The sequence below is a fragment of the Formosa algae genome, assembly GCF_001439665.1.
Classification (GTDB): domain Bacteria; phylum Bacteroidota; class Bacteroidia; order Flavobacteriales; family Flavobacteriaceae; genus Formosa; species Formosa algae.
In genome coordinates, this window is sequence record NZ_LMAK01000034.1 from 1 (window position 1) to 17,935 (window position 17,935).

The 17,935-nt window shown below is 32.2% G+C and carries 15 protein-coding genes; 8 read left to right on the plus strand and 7 right to left on the minus strand.

What is annotated here, in order from left to right; translation table 11 throughout:
* The 3 genes from dnaX to AST99_RS09725 form a co-directional block, all read left to right on the plus strand.
* Window positions 1-1,509 (plus strand): DNA polymerase III subunit gamma/tau (dnaX, locus tag AST99_RS09715; RefSeq protein WP_057781642.1); only part of this gene is annotated, 1,509 nt, incomplete at its 5' end.
* Window positions 1,502-2,089, plus strand: a complete 588-nt coding sequence (locus AST99_RS09720; RefSeq protein ID WP_057781643.1) for a hypothetical protein — start codon at window positions 1,502-1,504, stop codon at window positions 2,087-2,089. The genes dnaX and AST99_RS09720, both read left to right, overlap by 8 nt.
* Window positions 2,090-2,094: 5 nt before the next feature.
* On the plus strand, window positions 2,095-2,676 hold the full coding sequence (locus AST99_RS09725; RefSeq protein WP_057781644.1) for a MiaE family protein: 582 nt from the start codon (window positions 2,095-2,097) through the stop codon (window positions 2,674-2,676).
* Between the two features lie 43 nt (window positions 2,677-2,719).
* Here the strand turns inward: AST99_RS09725 and AST99_RS09730 are convergent, their stop codons facing one another.
* Entirely contained in the window at window positions 2,720-3,868 is a 1,149-nt protein-coding gene (locus AST99_RS09730) for a cysteine desulfurase family protein (protein ID WP_057781645.1), read from the minus strand.
* Between the two features lie 87 nt (window positions 3,869-3,955).
* On the opposite strand from AST99_RS09730, the gene AST99_RS09735 reads away from it, so the two are divergent.
* Window positions 3,956-4,876 carry a hypothetical protein gene (locus AST99_RS09735; RefSeq protein WP_057781646.1) on the plus strand — a complete coding sequence of 307 codons (921 nt, stop codon included), beginning with the start codon at window positions 3,956-3,958 and terminating at the stop codon, window positions 4,874-4,876.
* Here the strand turns inward: AST99_RS09735 and bcp are convergent.
* Window positions 4,873-5,325, minus strand: a complete 453-nt coding sequence (bcp, locus tag AST99_RS09740; RefSeq protein WP_057781647.1) for a thioredoxin-dependent thiol peroxidase — start codon at window positions 5,323-5,325, stop codon at window positions 4,873-4,875. The genes AST99_RS09735 and bcp overlap by 4 nt on opposite strands.
* Window positions 5,326-5,354: 29 nt before the next feature.
* On the opposite strand from bcp, the gene AST99_RS09745 reads away from it, so the two are divergent.
* A complete protein-coding gene (locus AST99_RS09745; RefSeq protein WP_057781648.1) occupies window positions 5,355-6,014 on the plus strand; it encodes an endonuclease III domain-containing protein in 660 nt (219 codons plus the stop codon).
* A 218-nt stretch (window positions 6,015-6,232) separates the two neighbouring features.
* On the opposite strand, the gene AST99_RS09750 is transcribed toward AST99_RS09745, so the two are convergent.
* Complete coding sequence (locus tag AST99_RS09750; RefSeq protein ID WP_057781649.1) at window positions 6,233-6,817, minus strand: RNA polymerase sigma factor; 585 nt, start codon at window positions 6,815-6,817, stop codon at window positions 6,233-6,235.
* A 241-nt stretch (window positions 6,818-7,058) separates the two neighbouring features.
* Between AST99_RS09750 and uvrA the strand changes: the two genes are divergently transcribed.
* The gene (uvrA, locus tag AST99_RS09755) at window positions 7,059-9,842 is read left to right on the plus strand and encodes an excinuclease ABC subunit UvrA (RefSeq protein WP_057781650.1); all 2,784 of its coding nucleotides are present in this window, start codon (window positions 7,059-7,061) and stop codon (window positions 9,840-9,842) included.
* An 8-nt stretch (window positions 9,843-9,850) separates the two neighbouring features.
* Here the strand turns inward: uvrA and AST99_RS09760 are convergent, their stop codons facing one another.
* Window positions 9,851-10,822 carry a DUF3667 domain-containing protein gene (locus AST99_RS09760; RefSeq protein WP_057781651.1) on the minus strand — a complete coding sequence of 324 codons (972 nt, stop codon included), beginning with the start codon at window positions 10,820-10,822 and terminating at the stop codon, window positions 9,851-9,853.
* A gap of 90 nt (window positions 10,823-10,912) precedes the next feature.
* Here AST99_RS09760 and AST99_RS09765 point away from each other — a divergent pair, with 90 nt between their 5' ends.
* Both AST99_RS09765 and AST99_RS09770 read left to right on the plus strand, forming a co-directional pair.
* Window positions 10,913-11,485 carry an NUDIX domain-containing protein gene (locus tag AST99_RS09765; RefSeq protein ID WP_057781652.1) on the plus strand — a complete coding sequence of 191 codons (573 nt, stop codon included), beginning with the start codon at window positions 10,913-10,915 and terminating at the stop codon, window positions 11,483-11,485.
* A gap of 172 nt (window positions 11,486-11,657) precedes the next feature.
* Window positions 11,658-12,668, plus strand: coding sequence for a hypothetical protein (locus AST99_RS09770; protein ID WP_057781653.1), 1,011 nt, complete (start codon window positions 11,658-11,660; stop codon window positions 12,666-12,668).
* A gap of 57 nt (window positions 12,669-12,725) precedes the next feature.
* Here the strand turns inward: AST99_RS09770 and AST99_RS09775 are convergent, their stop codons facing one another.
* Genes AST99_RS09775 through AST99_RS09785 form a run of 3 tightly spaced genes read right to left on the minus strand, consistent with a single transcriptional unit; the run spans window position 12,726 to window position 17,908 of the window.
* Window positions 12,726-14,183 (minus strand): lipopolysaccharide biosynthesis protein, encoded by a 1,458-nt coding sequence (locus AST99_RS09775; RefSeq protein WP_057781654.1) that lies wholly within the window; start codon window positions 14,181-14,183, stop codon window positions 12,726-12,728.
* Window positions 14,183-15,460: a glycosyltransferase gene (locus AST99_RS09780; protein ID WP_057781655.1), complete on the minus strand. Its 1,278-nt coding sequence runs from the start codon at window positions 15,458-15,460 to the stop codon at window positions 14,183-14,185. The genes AST99_RS09775 and AST99_RS09780 overlap by 1 nt, the downstream gene beginning before the upstream one ends.
* A 27-nt stretch (window positions 15,461-15,487) precedes the next feature.
* Window positions 15,488-17,908: a YfhO family protein gene (locus AST99_RS09785; protein ID WP_057781656.1), complete on the minus strand. Its 2,421-nt coding sequence runs from the start codon at window positions 17,906-17,908 to the stop codon at window positions 15,488-15,490.
* Window positions 17,909-17,935: the final 27 nt, after the last annotated feature.

The following is a 17,935-nucleotide window of genomic DNA, read 5'->3' on the forward strand; positions in this document are numbered from 1 at the left end:
CTCGATGCTGCTTCTAATAACTCGGTAGACGATATAAGAAATCTTACCGAACAAGTTAGAATCCCGCCACAAATTGGTCAATATAAAGTCTATATTATTGATGAGGTACATATGTTATCTCAGGCCGCATTTAACGCCTTTTTAAAGACCTTAGAAGAGCCACCAAAGCACTGTATCTTTATTTTAGCAACTACCGAAAAGCATAAAATCATTCCTACAATCTTATCTAGATGTCAGATTTTTGATTTTAAACGTATTACGGTAAAAGACGCTAAAAACTATTTAAAATATATTGCTGAAGAGCAAGGTATAACTGCAGAAGACGATGCCTTACACATAATCGCTCAGAAAGCAGATGGTGCTATGCGTGATGCACTTTCTATTTTTGATCGTGTGGTGAGTTTTTCTGGTAAAAATTTAACCAGACAAGCCGTAACCGAAAACTTAAACGTTCTCGATTACGAAACCTTCTTTACCAGTACAGATTTTATTATTGAAAACAATATTCCACAATTATTACTACAATTAAACAATACGCTGTCTAAAGGATTCGACGGTCAACATTATATTGCTGGTTTAGCCTCACACTTTAGAGACCTTTTAGTGTGTAAAACACCACAAACGGTAGAACTCTTAGAAGTTGGAGAAGAAACCAAGCAGAAGTATTTAGAACAAGCTAGTAAAGCATCACAGTCCTTCTTGCTAAAAGGTATAGAACTCGCCAACGACTGCGATCTCAAATATAAAACCAGTAAAAACCAGCGACTCCTCGTCGAACTTTGTCTCATGCAACTTGCCTCTATCACTTTTGATGGAGAAAAAAAAAATAGCAAACGGTTCATAATTCCGCCTTCTTATTTTAGAGCTAAAGGCATTACCCCTATTCCGGTTAATAAACCCGTTATTTCAAACTCTAATAATCAAGAAACAGCAGTTGCTCAGCAAAAAGACACTACAAATACAGCCACCAGCTCTCCAGAAAAGAAAGCAGCGCCTTCTCAATTTTCTGAGCCTTCTGTTCCGAAAATTGTATTAAATAAAGCAAACAAACGTACTTCCGGTCTATCTTTAAAAAGTATTCGTGCTAAAAAAGAGCATGAAATTAAACAAAATGAAGTTGTTTACGATGAAATAAATTTACCAACAGACGACTTTATTGAAGAGGATATGCAAACCGCTTGGAAAGATTTTGTAAGCGTAATTGAAGCTGAAGGTAAACATAATTTAGCCTCTATTTTATCTATAGATACTCCTAAATTAAAAGACAAAACAACCATTAATGTTGTCTATCCAAATCAAACAAATAAAATTGAAGTTGAAAGAAGTCAGTTTCATTTAATGAGTTTTATTAGGAAACGTTTAAACAATTTCGATGTTAGTTTAGAGATTGAAATTAACGAAGAAAAAGAAAAGCAATACGCTTATACGCCTCGAGAAAAATTCGAAAAAATGTGCGAAAAAAACCCGAGTTTAGACCTATTAAGAAAAGCTTTCGATCTCGATGTATAAAATACTATATCATAATATTTTACAGTTTTCAATTTTACTCCTTATAGTAACTTGTTCTAGTTGCGATGGCAGAGATAAATCTCATAAAAAACCAAAGCAAATATTAGCAGATAATGGCTTATTAGAATCGTTTTCCGAACGCATAAATTATGTGCCAGAACACTATACAGAAACTGTTACAGACACTATTTTACATACAGGATATCATGTACGTATAAAGAGCTACACAGACATGAATTCTAATATACTTACCACCGAAAAAAAAGATAGTTTAGATATTAAAACGTTTTTTAGAACTCCCGTAGCAGAAGTAGCTGTTGATTTTAAAAATGAGACTATTTTTAATCATATCATTTCAAAAACATTTATTTCTGATAAGCTTGAAAACGTTTCAGAAGCACTTCACCCCTATCAATTAAAAAGTGTTTGGATAGACGACGACCACATCGCTAGTACTGACACTGTCCAGATGCAAATTTTATTTTGCAAACCAAACGTTATCTCAGACCACAAATCTTTTTTATTGTCAATTTCAAAAACAGGCGATTATAAAATCACTGAAATTAAAACTAAATTCTAAAGCATATGTTAGGCTTAAAATTACCAACAGATCCAAGATGGGTAAATATTGTAGAGAAAAATGTTGAAGACATTTTAACAGATCATGCTTATTGCGAACAAAAAGCAACAAGTACAGCAATTTCTTTAATTGTTAGTTTCCCAGAATATACAGCCTTAGTGCAAGAAATGGTGGCTTTAGTTAAAGAAGAAATTAGCCACTTTAAAATGGTTCACGATAAAATATTAGAAAACGGTTGGGTTTTAGGTCGCGATAGAAAAGATGCTTACGTGCTTAAACTAATTACCTTTTTTCCAAAAGGCGGAAGCAGAACCACACAATTAGTACACCGTTTATTGTACGCTGCCTTAATTGAAGCGCGAAGTTGCGAACGTTTTAGATTATTATCTGAAGAATTAGAAGATAAAGAATTAGCCGAGTTTTACCGTAAATTAATGGTTAGTGAAGCCAACCATTACACTATGTTTTTAGGATTTGCTAGAGAATATGGAGATAGAAATGAAGTCGATAGAAAATGGCAAGATTTATTAGAGTTTGAAGCTGAAATTATGAAAGATTTAAGCAAAAGTGAAACCATTCATGGTTAATTTAAACAGCCCTTTGAACGCCAATTTCAGAGGGATTTTTAAATTATTTCTTTGCAAATTCCTTTAAAACTTCAATAACATAATCTATATCCTCTTTAGTATTGTACTGAGAAAAAGAAAAACGGATAGAAGGTTTCTTGAAATCAGTTTCATTTAATAGTTCGGCCAACACATGCGAGCCTTTTTGACTACCACTTTGGCAAGCACTTCCTCGAGAACACGCAATACCTTTTAAATCTAACTGAAATAAAAGCATTTGGGTTTTATGTGATTCAAAAGGAAAACACACATTAACAATAGTATACGTTGTAACTTCTAAATTTGAAGAATCTCCATTAAAAGTAGCCTCAGAAAAAGCATTTTTAATTTCTGAACTAAAATACGTTTTTAACGACGTTATATATTCGCGTTCAGACTCTAAATGTGCATAGGCTTGCTTAAAAGCAGTTTCAAGACCAACAATATTATGAATAGATTCTGTACCTGCACGTAATCCACGTTCTTGTTCTCCGCCGTGAATTATAGGGTGAATTCCGGAATGTTTTCTCACAAAAACAAAACCAACACCTTTTGGTCCGTGAAATTTATGAGCACTTGAAACTATAAAATCTACAGGCATATCTTGTAAATCTAATTTATAATGTCCTATAGATTGTACAGTATCGCTATGAAACAGAGCCTGATTAGTTTTACAGAGTTCTGCCACTCGCTTCAAATCTAAAATAGTTCCTATTTCATTATTTACGTGCATTAAACTCACTAGAGTTTTAGCGTCCGATTGACGTAATAAATGCTCAAGGTCTGTAATATTAACAGTTCCATTAACATTTAAACCCACGTAAATCACTTCAATACCATCATTTTTTTCTAAAAAATTTACAGTATGCAAGACTGCATGATGTTCTATTTTAGATGTAATAATTCGTGTAACACCTAAATCTCTAACCGCACTTAAAAGCACTAAATTATCGGCTTCCGTTCCTCCAGAAGTAAAGAAAATCTCACCTGCTGTAACATTTAATTCCTTGGCAATAATCTTTCTAGCAGTTTCTACAACCGTTTTAGAGGCTCGCCCAAAACTATGAGATGATGACGGATTTCCATAAACCTCTGTCATTACATTTGTCATGTTTACAATAACATCATCATGTATTTTAGTGGTTGCAGCGTTATCAAGATATACCTTTTTCATGCTACAAATTTACTTCAATTAAAATTATTTTCAATAAGTCTATTTATAATTTCTCAAATCATTATTTTTGCATTTAAATTAATTTATATGCGTAAATTTTCGTTTGTTCTATGTTTGAGTCTATTCTCATTTTTGTCTTGTGATGATGGAGATATAATAACTGCCGAATTTGATTTTGATAGCACCTACGAGACTTGTGGCGATTTGGTATTTTACAATACTAAAGACGATCCCTACGAATCTTTATCCTTACAAATTACAGATCCAGAATTAACACTTGAAGATCTTTTAGAAGTTGAGGATGATAATACACTTGTTACGACTATAGATATTAGTTCTTCTAACCCGTTTAACTATCGTTCTTATGATGGAGATCCTTCAGATTATTTCTGTAATGATATACCGCCGTCAGATGTATATATTACAAACGATTTGGAAAGTACTTCTGGCGAAGCCACCATTACAACCATTTTAACTGAAGATGATGGTGATGGCATTCCTGCAGATGTTGAAGATGAAAATTTAGATGGTGATGATGATCCGAGTACAAATCCAACAGACACCGATGGCGATGGCATTCCTGATTATTTAGATGATGATGATGATGGAGATAATATTAAAACCAGCAGCGAATCGCCTAATTATGATGAAGATGAAGGCGATTTCGTAGATTCTTTAGATACAGATGGCGATGGCATACCAGACTATTTAGACCCGGACGATGATGGCGATGGCGTTTTAACTCGCGACGAAGAAAATAAAACACAAGACCAAAATCCAGCTAACGATATTACATTTAGTAGTGTGGGTGCAGATTATTTAAATCCAGATGTTGCAACTACGGTTACAGCAACAGCTTATAGAGAACACACCATTGAGCAAACGTATGAGATAACTACAGTACTTACTAATATTCAATTACCTAATGTAAGTCAAGATGTGTTTTATTTAGGAACTTTAGATGACGATGCAACATCAACTGAACGTTATGTAACACCAGATTTTTAATCTAAAATCTGGTCTGCATGTGCTTTTGTTTTTACTTTTAAGATAATATCATCAATAATACCGTCTTCATTAATTACAAAAGTGGTTCTGTGTATTCCATCGTATTCGCGTCCCATAAATTTTTTAGGTCCCCAAACACCAAAAGCATTAATAACTGTTTTATCTTCATCTGCTAATAAAGGATATTGAAATTTGTGTTTCGTTTTAAAGTTAGTTTGGCGTTTTTCACTATCGGCACTTACACCAAGAATTTCATAATTCAACGCTTGAAAACGCTCAAAATTATCTCTTAAATTACAAGCTTCAACCGTGCAACCAGGTGTACTTGCTTTAGGATAGAAAAAAATCACTAATTTTTTTCCTTTATAATCGTTTAAAGAAATTATATTGCCATCTTGATCCTTGGCTGAAAAATCTGGAGCCTTATCTCCTATTTTTAAAGTTGTCATAATTATTAAATTTATTCAAAAGTACAATAATGACTAAAAAAGAAAAAGTAGAGTTCGTTATAAATACACTAAAAGATTTATATCCTGAAATTCCTATTCCTTTAGATCATAAAGATCCGTATACTTTATTAATTGCTGTCCTTATGTCTGCACAAAGTACAGATGTGCGCGTAAACCAAATTACGCCGCTTTTATTTAAGAAAGCCGACAATCCGTATGATATGGTTAAATTAACTGTTGATGAGATTCGAGACATTATAAAACCTGTAGGATTATCGCCAATGAAAAGTAAAGGTATTCATGGTTTATCACAGATTTTAATTGATAAACATAATGGTGAAGTCCCTAAAACTTATGAAGCTTTAGAAGTGTTACCTGCAGTAGGGCATAAAACAGCAGCTGTAGTTTTATCTCAAGCCTTTGGTATTCCTGCTTTTCCAGTAGACACTCACATTCAGAGGTTAATGTATCGTTGGAATTTAAGTAATGGGAAAAATGTGGTTCAAACCGAAAAAGATGCAAAACGTTTATTTCCAGAAGCCTTATGGAACGACTTGCATTTACAAATTATTTGGTATGGACGCCAATATTCTCCAGCACGTGGTTGGGATTTAGATAAAGATATTATTACCAAAACAATTGGAAGAAAAACAGAAATTGATAAATATTATAAAACAAAAAAGTCCTGATTAAATCAGGACTTTTTTGTTTTTAGTTTATGCTTATTTTAAACTTTTCATTGTTACAATTTACAATGTGTAATGCTTTTGAATAATCTAAGAGAAATTTTAAAGTTTCCTTCTTAGGGTTTAAATTAATTTGACTTGTCGTCTTAGAGTAAAGTTTAGCCATTTATAATATTTTAAAGTTATTAATATTATAACGACAACCTTTTGAGTTTATTATGCTAATTTGTTAAAACCATATTATTTTTTTCAATAATTTTTCTCATATTAATTAGTGCATAGCGCATTCTTCCTAAAGCAGTATTGATGCTTACTCCCGTTTTATCAGAAATTTCTTTAAAACTCATATCGTTATACATACGCATAAGAATCACTTCTTTTTGGTCTTCTGGTAATTCATCAATTAACCGTCTAACATCAGACTCTACCTGACTTTTTATGATTTGTTTTTCAGCATTTAATGATGAATCACTTAAAACAGAAAAAATACTAAACTCACCAGAATTATCAAATTTTGGCATACGGTTATTTTTTCTAAAATGATCGATAACTAAATTATGAGCGATACGCATAACCCAAGGAATAAACTTCCCTTCTTCGTTATAATTACCCATTTTAAGCGTATTTATAACTTTAATAAAAGTATCCTGAAAAATATCTTCGGCAATATCGCGATTGTAAACTTTAGAATAAATAAAGCTATAAATTTTCTGTTTATGCCTTATAATAAGGGTTTCTAAAGCCCCTTCGTTTCCTCTAATATAATTGGTTATTAATACAGCATCTGCAGTAAGTTCTTTTTGCATAATCAATTTCTTTTAAGACACATAGAAGAACAAATCTTCTGTAATGTAGGTTAAAATGTTTTAAAAGTAATTGTGCTGAATAGGCTGTATCTATTTTGATTTGATGTTTCCAAATATATAAATATTCTTAAACAAATCACAAAATATTTTTTATAATTTATTTAACATTTTAAAGGGCAACAATCTATTTTCTTAGCTGACATACTTATGTTATCTTTGTAGACTATACTTAAAAACAGCTATGAGCAAGACCCTTTCTGAAGCAAATCCTAAAGAAAACATCATCATTAAAGGTGCAAAACTGCACAATCTTAAAAATATTGATGTCGTGATTCCTAGAAACAAACTTGTCGTTATTACCGGACTTTCTGGGTCAGGAAAATCAAGTTTAGCGTTCGATACATTATATGCAGAAGGACAACGCCGCTACGTAGAAAGCTTATCGAGTTATGCCAGACAATTTTTAGGCCGACTTAATAAGCCAAAAGTTGATTATATTAAAGGTATAGCACCAGCCATAGCAATTGAACAAAAAGTAAACTCTACCAATCCAAGATCTACTGTTGGAACCACGACAGAAATTTACGATTATTTAAAGCTATTATTTGCAAGAATTGGTCGCACCTACTCTCCTGTTTCTGGACATGAAGTCAAAAAAGACACGGTTACAGATGTTATTTCATTTGTAAAAACATTTCAGGACGGTGACAAATTATTACTCCTCTCTCCTATTATTCTTGAAGAAGGTAGAGCTTTAAAAGATAAACTGAACGCTTTAAAACAACAAGGTTACGCCAGAGTTAAAATTAACGAAGACGTTATTAGAATTGAAGAAGCGCCTGAAGACGCAAAAGTTGAAACCATTAAATTGGTTGTAGACCGAATTATTTTCAGAGATAATGAAGATTTCTTTAACCGATTAGCAGATGCTGTACAAACAGCTTTTTACGAAGGGAAAGGGAGCTGTTCTATTCAGGCATTAAGTGATAATTCTACACGTACATTTAGTAATAATTTTGAATTAGATGGTATTTCGTTCTTGGAACCTAATGTTCATTTATTCAGTTTTAATAATCCGTATGGTGCTTGTCCAACCTGTGAGGGATATGGAGATGTTGTAGGTATAGACGACGATTTAGTGATTCCAAACACTGCTCTTTCTGTTTTCGAAAATGCCATTTTTCCTTGGCGAGGCGAAAGTATGAGTTGGTTTAGAGACCAATTGGTAAATAATTCTCATAAATTTAATTTCCCAATTCATAAACCTTATTTTGAATTAACCGATGCCCAAAAGCAATTAATTTGGAGTGGAAACCAGTATTTTGAAGGCCTTTCTAGTTTCTTTGCTGAACTAGAATCTAAAGCCTATAAAATACAAAACCGTGTAATGCTTTCTCGTTACCGCGGAAAAACTAAATGTAAAACCTGTCAAGGCAAACGCTTACGTATTGAAGCCAATTATGTTAAAATTGGAGGTAAAACCATCACTGATTTGGTTGAATTACCTTTAGATAAACTGGCTGTGTTTTTTAAAGCCATAGAATTAAACGAGAATGACACCAAAATTTCTAACCGTTTATTAAAAGAAATAAATAGTCGTTTAGAGTTTTTATCAAATGTTGGACTAAATTACTTAACATTAAACAGACGCTCAAACACCTTATCTGGGGGAGAAAGTCAGCGTATTAATTTAGCGACTTCTTTAGGAAGTAGTTTAGTAGGCTCTATGTATATTTTAGACGAACCAAGTATTGGGTTGCACCCTAAAGATACGGAACGTTTAATTAGCGTTTTAAAAGCATTACGCGATTTAGGAAACACTGTAATTGTGGTTGAACACGATGAAGATATTATGCAAGCTGCCGATGAGATTATAGATATTGGTCCAGAAGCAGGAACCTTTGGTGGTGAAGTAGTTGCCACCGGAACGTATGCAGATATCTTAAAATCTGAATCGTTAACCGCTAAATATCTAAATGGCGATATGGAAATTAAAGTTCCAGAAAAACGCTTAACCTCTAAATATCAAATAGAAATTCTTGGAGCTAGAGAGCATAATTTAAAAAATGTAAATGCTACATTTCCTTTAAATATGCTTACTGTGGTTACTGGTGTTTCTGGTAGCGGTAAAAGTACATTAGTGAAAAAAATACTGTATCCTGCCATCCAAAAAGAACTCACAGGGTTTGGAGATAAACCAGGACAATTTTCAGAATTAAAAGGAAATTATAGTACGATAAAACACATAGAATTTATCGACCAAAACCCAATCGGAAGGTCTTCGCGTTCTAATCCAGTGACTTACGTTAAAGCTTACGACGATATTAGAAATTTGTTTGCTAATCAGAAATTAAGTAAAATCCGTGATTATAAAGCCAAACATTTCTCTTTTAATGTAGATGGCGGACGTTGTGAAACCTGTAAAGGTGAAGGAGAAGTGACTATAGAAATGCAATTTATGGCAGATGTACATTTACAATGTGAAACTTGCCAAGGAAAACGTTTCAAAAAAGAAGTTTTAGAAGTTACTTTTGAAGACAAGTCTATTGACGATGTTTTAAATATGACGATTGATGATGCGATAGCTTTCTTCGATTCATATAAAGAAACTAAGATAAAAAACAAATTACAACCGCTTCAAGATGTTGGTTTAGGCTATGTTACTTTAGGACAAAGCTCTTCTACCCTATCTGGTGGTGAAGCCCAACGTATAAAACTCGCAACCTTTTTAGGAAAAGGTAACACGAAAGAGAAAGCACTTTTTATTTTCGATGAACCTACAACAGGACTTCATTTTCACGATATACAGAAATTATTAAAATCCTTTAGAGCTTTAATCGAAAAAGGACATTCTATAGTCGTTGTAGAGCACAATTTAGAATTAATAAAATGTGCAGATTATATTATTGATCTTGGTCCAGGTGGTGGTGAATATGGTGGTAAAATTGTTGCTTCTGGAACGCCTGAAGAACTGGTAAAAAACAAAAATAGTGTAACAGCAAAATATTTAAAAGACAAAATATAACCTTAGTATTAATAGTATAGAAATGCTGCTGTCCCAATTATAGCAAAAGCTACAGGAATAACTAAAGATATAAATACTACCGAAATTATTACCGCTTTTATAAAACTTGTGCGTTTTCTAGACTTATAAAATTTACGTATTGCAAAATATAAATACATAAAACTTAACACTAATATCAGTTGGTTCGTAAATGAAGGCAAATCAAACAAAAAGTGAATTACTGTAAAAATGCTAAACATTATAAATAGAAACGCAAAATAGTACAAACTAAACACCAAATGTTGTGCATATTGCTTCTTTTTATAATGCATTAGATATAAAAAGAAAGCAAATATAGGCAATAAGACAAATAATGAAATTGGTACATAGTTATAAAATGTATCTATTAATGACACACTACTTTTATCCTTATAAAATTTATAGACTTGCAAGTAAAACTTTTTTTCAAAAGTACTTGCGTTATAATCTACACCCAACCCTTTTAAAACTTGATTTCCAGATGCATTTACTTGGACTAAAGAATCTAAAGTAAACCGATTAAATTTATTTTTTTCACCGTTATTAAATTGTAATTCAAGACTATCAATACCGTTTTTATTGACTTTTGAAGACTCTCTCTCTATTAGAGCATCCATCGTTTTAAAATTTTGCTGCACTTCTGCATCTATACGTTTTTCTTGTTTACTGACTTGAAAAGAAAATAAGAAGAAAAATACCACACTGGCAAACAAATAAAACTGAGCTGGGTTTAAATACTTTAATCGTTTTCCTTCAACAAATTGTAAGGCTAAAAATCCAGGCTTAATAAGTAACGGAAAAAAGCTTTTGAAAAAACGGGCATCTACAGAAAAATAATTATTAATCGTATTTTTAAAAATATCGTTAACCGTTAATTCTTCATGATAATTTTGCCCACAATTGGGACAATATTTAAATGTCTCATCAAATTTAAAATCGCAATTTTTGCACGTTTTACTCATAGGTTGAATTAAAAAAACTAAAAAGTGAAGATAAGTAACTTTTTAAAATATCTTATAATTAATTACCTTAGTCACTTATAAAAACCTATCATGAAATATAACATAGTTAAAGAAGACATCGTTTATAAAGATTTCTTTAAAATAAAAAAGGCTACAATCTTACACGATAGCTTCGAAGGTGATACTCAAATTGAGGTAGTTAGAGAATGTTTAGATCGTGGTAATGCCATCGCCATTATTTTAGTTGAAAAGGATACCGATTCGGTTTTGTTAATTAATCAATTTAGATATCCTACAATTACACATCCAGGATACGATGGTTGGCTAATTGAAATTGTTGCCGGTTGTATGGAAGCCGATGAAGATCCTATAGAATGTGCTAAACGCGAAGTTGAGGAAGAAATTGGGTATACCATAGCTAATATGGAATCTATGGGTGAATATTACTCATCTCCTGGAGGAAGTTCAGAAAGAGTTCATGGCTTTTATGCTGAAGTAAATTCTACAGACAAAAAATTTAAAGGCGGCGGATTAGATGCCGAACAAGAAGATATACAACTCATAAAATTTCCAATATCAGAAATTAAAAATGCTTTAAAAGCTAATACCTTTAAAGACGCTAAGACTATAATAGCACTGCAATGGTTACTATTAAACAAGTAATTATAATTAAACTTAAAAGCCCCTTAATCCTTATTAATTTCTCATAAAAAACGTATTTATTTATACATTATTAGCAGTAAAAATAAGATTTTACTAATATTAATTCAATAGCGATTTTGTTTTTGGCACGTTGTTTGTATTTATAACAGCACGAACCAAAAATTGATAAGCTATGAAATCATTTTTTACTTTATTACTTTTATCCCTTTTCGCTATTGCGGGGACTAAAGCAGCAACCTATACAACAGTTGCTACAGAGACTAGTAATTACAGCAATCCTAAAACATTTATATTTACAGAACAAGGTGTAGAGTTTTCAATATTCCAAGATGGACAATTCGATTTTTACATGTCCGGAGTACAGGAACGTGTAAATATTGCTTTCAATTCGTCTAATGTGCAGTTTAGTTTTAACACAGGTTATAACTATAATCCTTATGTGCAGTACGATGAATATGGTGCTATTATACAAATACAAAATGTACCTATTTATTATGATTATTACGGACGTATAGTTGGAGCAGGAAACGTGGCCATTAATTATAATAATTATGGTTTAGTCTCAAACATTGGAAACATGAATATTTATTACAACAGTTACGGTTATAGTCATTATTCAGGGCATATAAACTCATATAATATTGGTTATATATACAGACCATGGCATAGTTATTACCGTGTACCGAGTGTAAACTACCGTGTAGTATACCATACACCTTATAGAAAAAACTACCATGCTGTTAGGAGAACGTACAATAAACCTTACCAAAATAACAGAAGACCTGTGGTAAGCAGATATCAGAAACCAAATAACAGTACACGCGTTAAATCCAATACAACTCGTAGAAATTATAGCAATAAAACCAATACTAAAATTGCAAATAATAGTTCGAGATACAATACTAATAATACGCGTACTGCAAATACAGTGAAACGCAATTCAAGCGTAAGTACTAATAAAAATACTAGAGTTAGTGCTAAAAGTTCTAAGCAGAACACAACGCGAACGAACTCAAAAGCATCAAAAACCTATACGAGTTCAAACAAAAGTAGATATAGTGAGAATACAGGTAAAACCTCTACGCGGTCTTCAACTGTAAAACCATCTACTAAATCAAGTACTTCGAGTTCTAGATCGAATGGTACAACTATAAAAAGATCTACAACTAGTAGTCGAGGTTAAAACATTTAAAAATTCTACGTGTTCGTTTTCCCCAAAGCGATACGTGGGATTTTCTTTTTACACACGTTTTAACAGTTTGTTAAGCAGTTTAGTAATATCATCTGAAAGATTGAAATAATAACAAATTCCGCCATATACTACACCTATTATAAGCGATTTTAAACCGATATTTATTATCGGATGTATTGAAAAATCCCAGAAGTAAAACACTAATCCTGTTAATATAATTAGCAACAATACTTTAAATGTGTTTTCTGAAAACGGGAGTATCTTAAACTTTCGATATACAAAACTTATCTTTACCACATTGTAAATAAAGACAGAGATAAATGTCGCATAAGCAGCGCCATCTATACCATAATGTGGAATAAAATAAATATTAAGAAGTACAGAAATAATGGCCAAAAACACACCTTGAATTAACACCATTCTATAATAATCGCTGTTAAATAAAATGGCATTATTATTTCCTAAAAGATTATCGAATAATTTGGCTATTCCTATTAGAAAAACGACCATTATACCACTACCAAATTGTTCTGGTATTAACTTGTATAACTCGTTAATATTCAAAATAATTAATAAATAAATAAAACCACTAATTATAAATAGGTTGAGAGACGATTTTTTATACAAATCGTTGAGACTGACTTTATCCTTTTCGTTTAAATATTTAGCTGTCAGCGGATTTGTAATTTGATGCATCGCTCTAGAAGGCACACCTACCACAGAAGCTATATAAATAGCCACACTGTAATAAGCTACATTTTCAAGAATATTATAAAATCCAATCATGAATTTATCTATTTCTAAAATGATATTTGCAACAGAACCTGCTATGATAATTAAGGTTGTATATTTTAAAACAGCCTTGACATTATTAATTTTAGAAAATCGAATTACAGGACGTTTTACACTAAAGGCATAAACCATCATAATACACAATCTTATCACATACATAATTACGATTAGTACAATGAGTTCATCTACTGAAATAACATCTAAATACAGTAAAAGCAGTAAGAACATCGTTCCTAACCTATGAAAGACTTCCTTCATGAAATTCCCAAATACCGATTGCATTTGCACTTTTGCCCAAGAATAAAAGACTTCAAAATAAGCAAAAACGACAGCCGATATGTATATTAACCACACATAATCTTTTACTAAAGCATTATCATTAGCTATCCATGTACTTATGGAATCAAAAGCAATATATCCTATTGTGCCGAAAGGAATAATTATAACTAATGGTAAAAAGAGTATTAAGGTTAAAAATGAATTTTGGGATTGTCGTGTTTTATACGTTGAAAAAAACTTTATAATAGTATTATTTACCCCAAAAGCCATTAAAGGCATCAGAATATTAGCTGTAGAAAGTATAAAGGTTATTAAACCAAAATACTCATCACTTAAAAATCTTGTAAATAAAAACAAGGTATTAATAGCACCTAATCCAAAACCTAAATAGGTAATGATAGTGTTTTTTATAGATTGATTAATAACTACTCCCATTATAAAAGTTTTGAAAGCGTTTCGGTAAGCGAACGCCTACTATACTTTTGTAATCCTAGGGGATGAGACTGTAAAGTGCCTTGTTTAAAAGCTTCGTAATATTTTAAAACCTCACGTTTTAAGCCATTGTATTCTGTGTATAGAAAATACTGTCCTGTATTAGTCGTTTTAATAATCTGTTCGACATCAGAACCTACTGGCCCCATTGCTAATATAGGCCGATTAGACACCATATATTCAAACAATTTTCCAGGAATAATACACTGGGTGTCTTTAGAATCTATTTCAATTAACAATAACAGTTGCGATTGCTTTTGATACGTAATCGCTTCTTGATGTGATACATAACCCACATTATTTATATAACCATCGAGTTTAAATTTTTCTAGAGATTTAAGCACATCTTCACCTATACTTCCTATAATATTAAGTTGAAAATCTTCTGCAAAATCTTTGCGTTCTTTAACTAAGTCGCTTAATACACGCCACAAAATTTTAGGATTACGCTTTGACAATAGAGAGCCGATGTGAGATAAAGTAAATTTTTTATCTAACACGATTTGTTCTGTCTTAACCGTATCATAACCATTAGTAATTACATGAATAGGTTTAGTTGTAATGGCTTCAAATTCTGTTTTAGTCGGATTGCTCGTTACAATAACAGCATCTGCAGCATTTAAAACTTGATGTTCTAATTGCTTATGCTTGGCTTGAGATGCCGGTGTAAGTTTTAACTCTTTATGATAGCCTATTGTAGTCCAAGGATCTCTAAAATCGGCTATCCATTTTATATTTAAATCGGCTTGTAATTGTAATCCAATTAAATGTAAACTATGCGGCGGCCCCGTGGTAATTACAGTATCAATATCATGTTTCGATATATAATTGGATAAAAATGAAACGGAGGGTTTAACCCAAGATTTTCTAGCATCTGGAATAAAAAAATTCCCACGCACATAAAGCATTAAGCGCTCTACCCTACTCTGCTTTTTAGATTCGGTAATAATGCCTTTACTAATTGTTGTCACTTTATTTCCCGATAGTAATCGTGCTAATTTATACGGTTCTTTTATAGGCGTCTTTAAAATGGTTAAATCCTTAGAAACGTCTGCTTGTAAACTGGTATCAATTAATGGATAATTAGCATGTTCAGGAATATAAACAATCGGATTTACATTAAATTCGGGTAAATATTTTACAAATTTAAGCCATCGTTGTACACCTGGCCCACCAGCTGGCGGCCAATAATACGTTACGATAAGGACATTTTTTTTCATTGTAAAATAGCATTGTATTAATTTAAATTAGTCTTTACCTGTAGATGTTTTTTTAAACCCGAAAAACAATCCGATTAAAACCAATACACCCAGCACAACAGAACTTGCTAAAGCTATTGTACTTCCTTTTTGTATGACTGTAGGCTCAAATTTAAATTCGATACTATGAGTTCCTGCAGGAATATCTAAACCACGTAAAATATAATTTACACGTTCATGAGGGACTAACTCGCCATCCATAAAAGCATCCCAACCATCTGCGTAATAAATTTCTGAAAATACAGCAAAGCCATTTTGACTATTTGTAGACTTGTACTTAATATAATTAGGCTTATAAGTTATAGCTTGAATAGTTGCTGTAGAATCTACAACATTCGCCGTATTTTTAATCGTTTTAGAAGTTGTAACAGCAACATGTCGTGTATCTAAACTATCTAATTGCAGTATTTCTTGATTTGCAGATTCTACGGTTTTTACACGATTTACAAACCAAGCATTTCCATTAGCATCTGTATTTTCGTAAGGAAAATAAGCACCTTTTTCGTCTTGAGCGATAATATACTTGGTATTCAACATGTTTAACACGTTGATGTTGTTTTTAGAAATATAAAAATCGAAAACTTCATTATATCTACCCAATTTAGCTGCGTGATATCCATTTAAAGAATTATGAAAGTAGGATGCTCTTGCAGCACCGGAAGTGACATCAAAAACTCTAAAATGTGTAGTATCTTTTAAGATTTGTAAATCGGCAGCATTAGCCTGAAATGGCTTATTAACTTGCATAGCAGATTTAAAATCATCGTTATTCACATAACGCTTATCAACCCCAATCAAATCAACTAAAATTAGAGCTGCAAGACTCACCACGACAAGTGTTTCCGATATCTTTTTCTTCAAAAACATAAAGACAACCGTAGCCGCTAATAAAACAAATATTAAAGTTCTAAAGGTATCTTGTGTAAACATAGATGCTCTATCTGCTCGAATGGCATCAATAAAATCTGGTCCGTAATTTTGTGCGTAATACCCATCATTTCTGCCTACAAAATCAAATAAAGCAGACTTAAATACTAATAATAACACCGCTAAGCCTGCAGTAATTCCTGCCGAAAATTTTAAGGCCTTAAGTTTTTCATCATTAGTTTCGGTGACTTTAAATAATTCAACCAAACCTAAAGTACCTAAAACTGGAATACATAATTCCAAAATCACCTGAATAGAACTTACTGCTCTAAACTTGTTATACATGGGCACAAAATCGATAAAGAAATCGGTTAATAAACCAAAATGTTTTCCAAAAGATAATAATAGTGATAAGACTGTTCCTCCAACTAACCACCATTTAACACGTCCTTTAACAAGGAATAACCCTAATACGAATAGGAATAAAATTACTGCGCCTACATATGCTGGTGCCTCAACTATTGGTTGTATTCCCCAATAAGTTGGTGTTTGCTTAACAATTTCTCTAGCTTGTAATGGTGTAGCTCCACGTTTTAAATTAAACTGATAATATTCAGAATCGGTACCAACATCTTCATGGCTTCCTCCTCCAAAAATTCTAGGAATAAATAAATTTAAAGCTTCTAGTTTTCCGTAACTGTATTCGGTAATGTAAGATTTATCTAATCCTGTAGTAGCTTCTTTAGGAGAACCATCTGCATTAATTGTCAACTCACTCTGTCCACGCGTACTTTCTTTTACATATTCCTGAGTTGCTAAAATATTTGTAGCATTAAGTCCGATAGATAAAATTACTGCAGCTAATAAAATTCCCACAGCTTTAAAAAAATGAGGCAATTCTTTTTGCTTATAAGCATCTACTAAATACGCTATACCTAAAACAAGGACTAATAGCATTAAATAATAGGTCATTTGGTAATGATTAGCTACCAACTCTAATCCCATAGCAACCGTGGTTAATAAAAACCCAGCAATATATTTGCGTTGAAAAGTGAGCAAGATTCCGCTTAAAACTAAAGGCATATATGCAATGGCATGCGCCTTACTATTATGTCCTACGCCCAGAATGATTATTAAATAAGTAGAAAATCCAAAAGCGAGTGCGCCTAAGGCAGCGAGTTTAAAGTCAACTTTTAATGTGAGTAAAAGGATATAAAATCCGATAAGATATAGAAACAGATAGTCTGCCGGTCTTGGTAAAAACCGAATTGTTAAGTCTAATGTTTTAATGTAATTATGAGGATACTTTGCACCTAATTGATAGGTTGGCATACCACCAAACGCACTATTTGTCCAATAGGTTTCTTCTCCAGTTTGGGCTTTAAAATCCTTTTGTTGTTTAGACATCCCAATATAATGCATGATGTCGCTCTGAAAAATTTCTTTCCCTTTTAAAACTGGACTAAAATAGGCTAATGAAATAATAACAAAACCTATAAATACTAATAAATGTGGTAAAAATCGTTTAATTGATAATGACATGAATATGTGTTAAACTATGATTGCGAA

Excerpts from the sequence above, each read along its gene's own strand:
- AST99_RS09720 (WP_057781643.1), top strand. The coding sequence starts at position 1,502 with ATGTATAAAATACTATATCATAATATTTTACAGTTTTCAATTTTACTC.
- AST99_RS09725 (WP_057781644.1), top strand. The coding sequence starts at position 2,095 with ATGTTAGGCTTAAAATTACCAACAGATCCAAGATGGGTAAATATTGTA.
- AST99_RS09730 (WP_057781645.1), bottom strand. The coding sequence starts at position 3,868 with ATGAAAAAGGTATATCTTGATAACGCTGCAACCACTAAAATACATGAT.
- AST99_RS09735 (WP_057781646.1), top strand. The coding sequence starts at position 3,956 with ATGCGTAAATTTTCGTTTGTTCTATGTTTGAGTCTATTCTCATTTTTG.
- bcp (WP_057781647.1), bottom strand. The coding sequence starts at position 5,325 with ATGACAACTTTAAAAATAGGAGATAAGGCTCCAGATTTTTCAGCCAAG.
- AST99_RS09745 (WP_057781648.1), top strand. The coding sequence starts at position 5,355 with ATGACTAAAAAAGAAAAAGTAGAGTTCGTTATAAATACACTAAAAGAT.
- AST99_RS09750 (WP_057781649.1), bottom strand. The coding sequence starts at position 6,817 with ATGCAAAAAGAACTTACTGCAGATGCTGTATTAATAACCAATTATATT.
- uvrA (WP_057781650.1), top strand. The coding sequence starts at position 7,059 with ATGAGCAAGACCCTTTCTGAAGCAAATCCTAAAGAAAACATCATCATT.
- AST99_RS09760 (WP_057781651.1), bottom strand. The coding sequence starts at position 10,822 with ATGAGTAAAACGTGCAAAAATTGCGATTTTAAATTTGATGAGACATTT.
- AST99_RS09765 (WP_057781652.1), top strand. The coding sequence starts at position 10,913 with ATGAAATATAACATAGTTAAAGAAGACATCGTTTATAAAGATTTCTTT.
- AST99_RS09770 (WP_057781653.1), top strand. The coding sequence starts at position 11,658 with ATGAAATCATTTTTTACTTTATTACTTTTATCCCTTTTCGCTATTGCG.
- AST99_RS09775 (WP_057781654.1), bottom strand. The coding sequence starts at position 14,183 with ATGGGAGTAGTTATTAATCAATCTATAAAAAACACTATCATTACCTAT.
- AST99_RS09780 (WP_057781655.1), bottom strand. The coding sequence starts at position 15,460 with ATGAAAAAAAATGTCCTTATCGTAACGTATTATTGGCCGCCAGCTGGT.
- AST99_RS09785 (WP_057781656.1), bottom strand. The coding sequence starts at position 17,908 with ATGTCATTATCAATTAAACGATTTTTACCACATTTATTAGTATTTATA.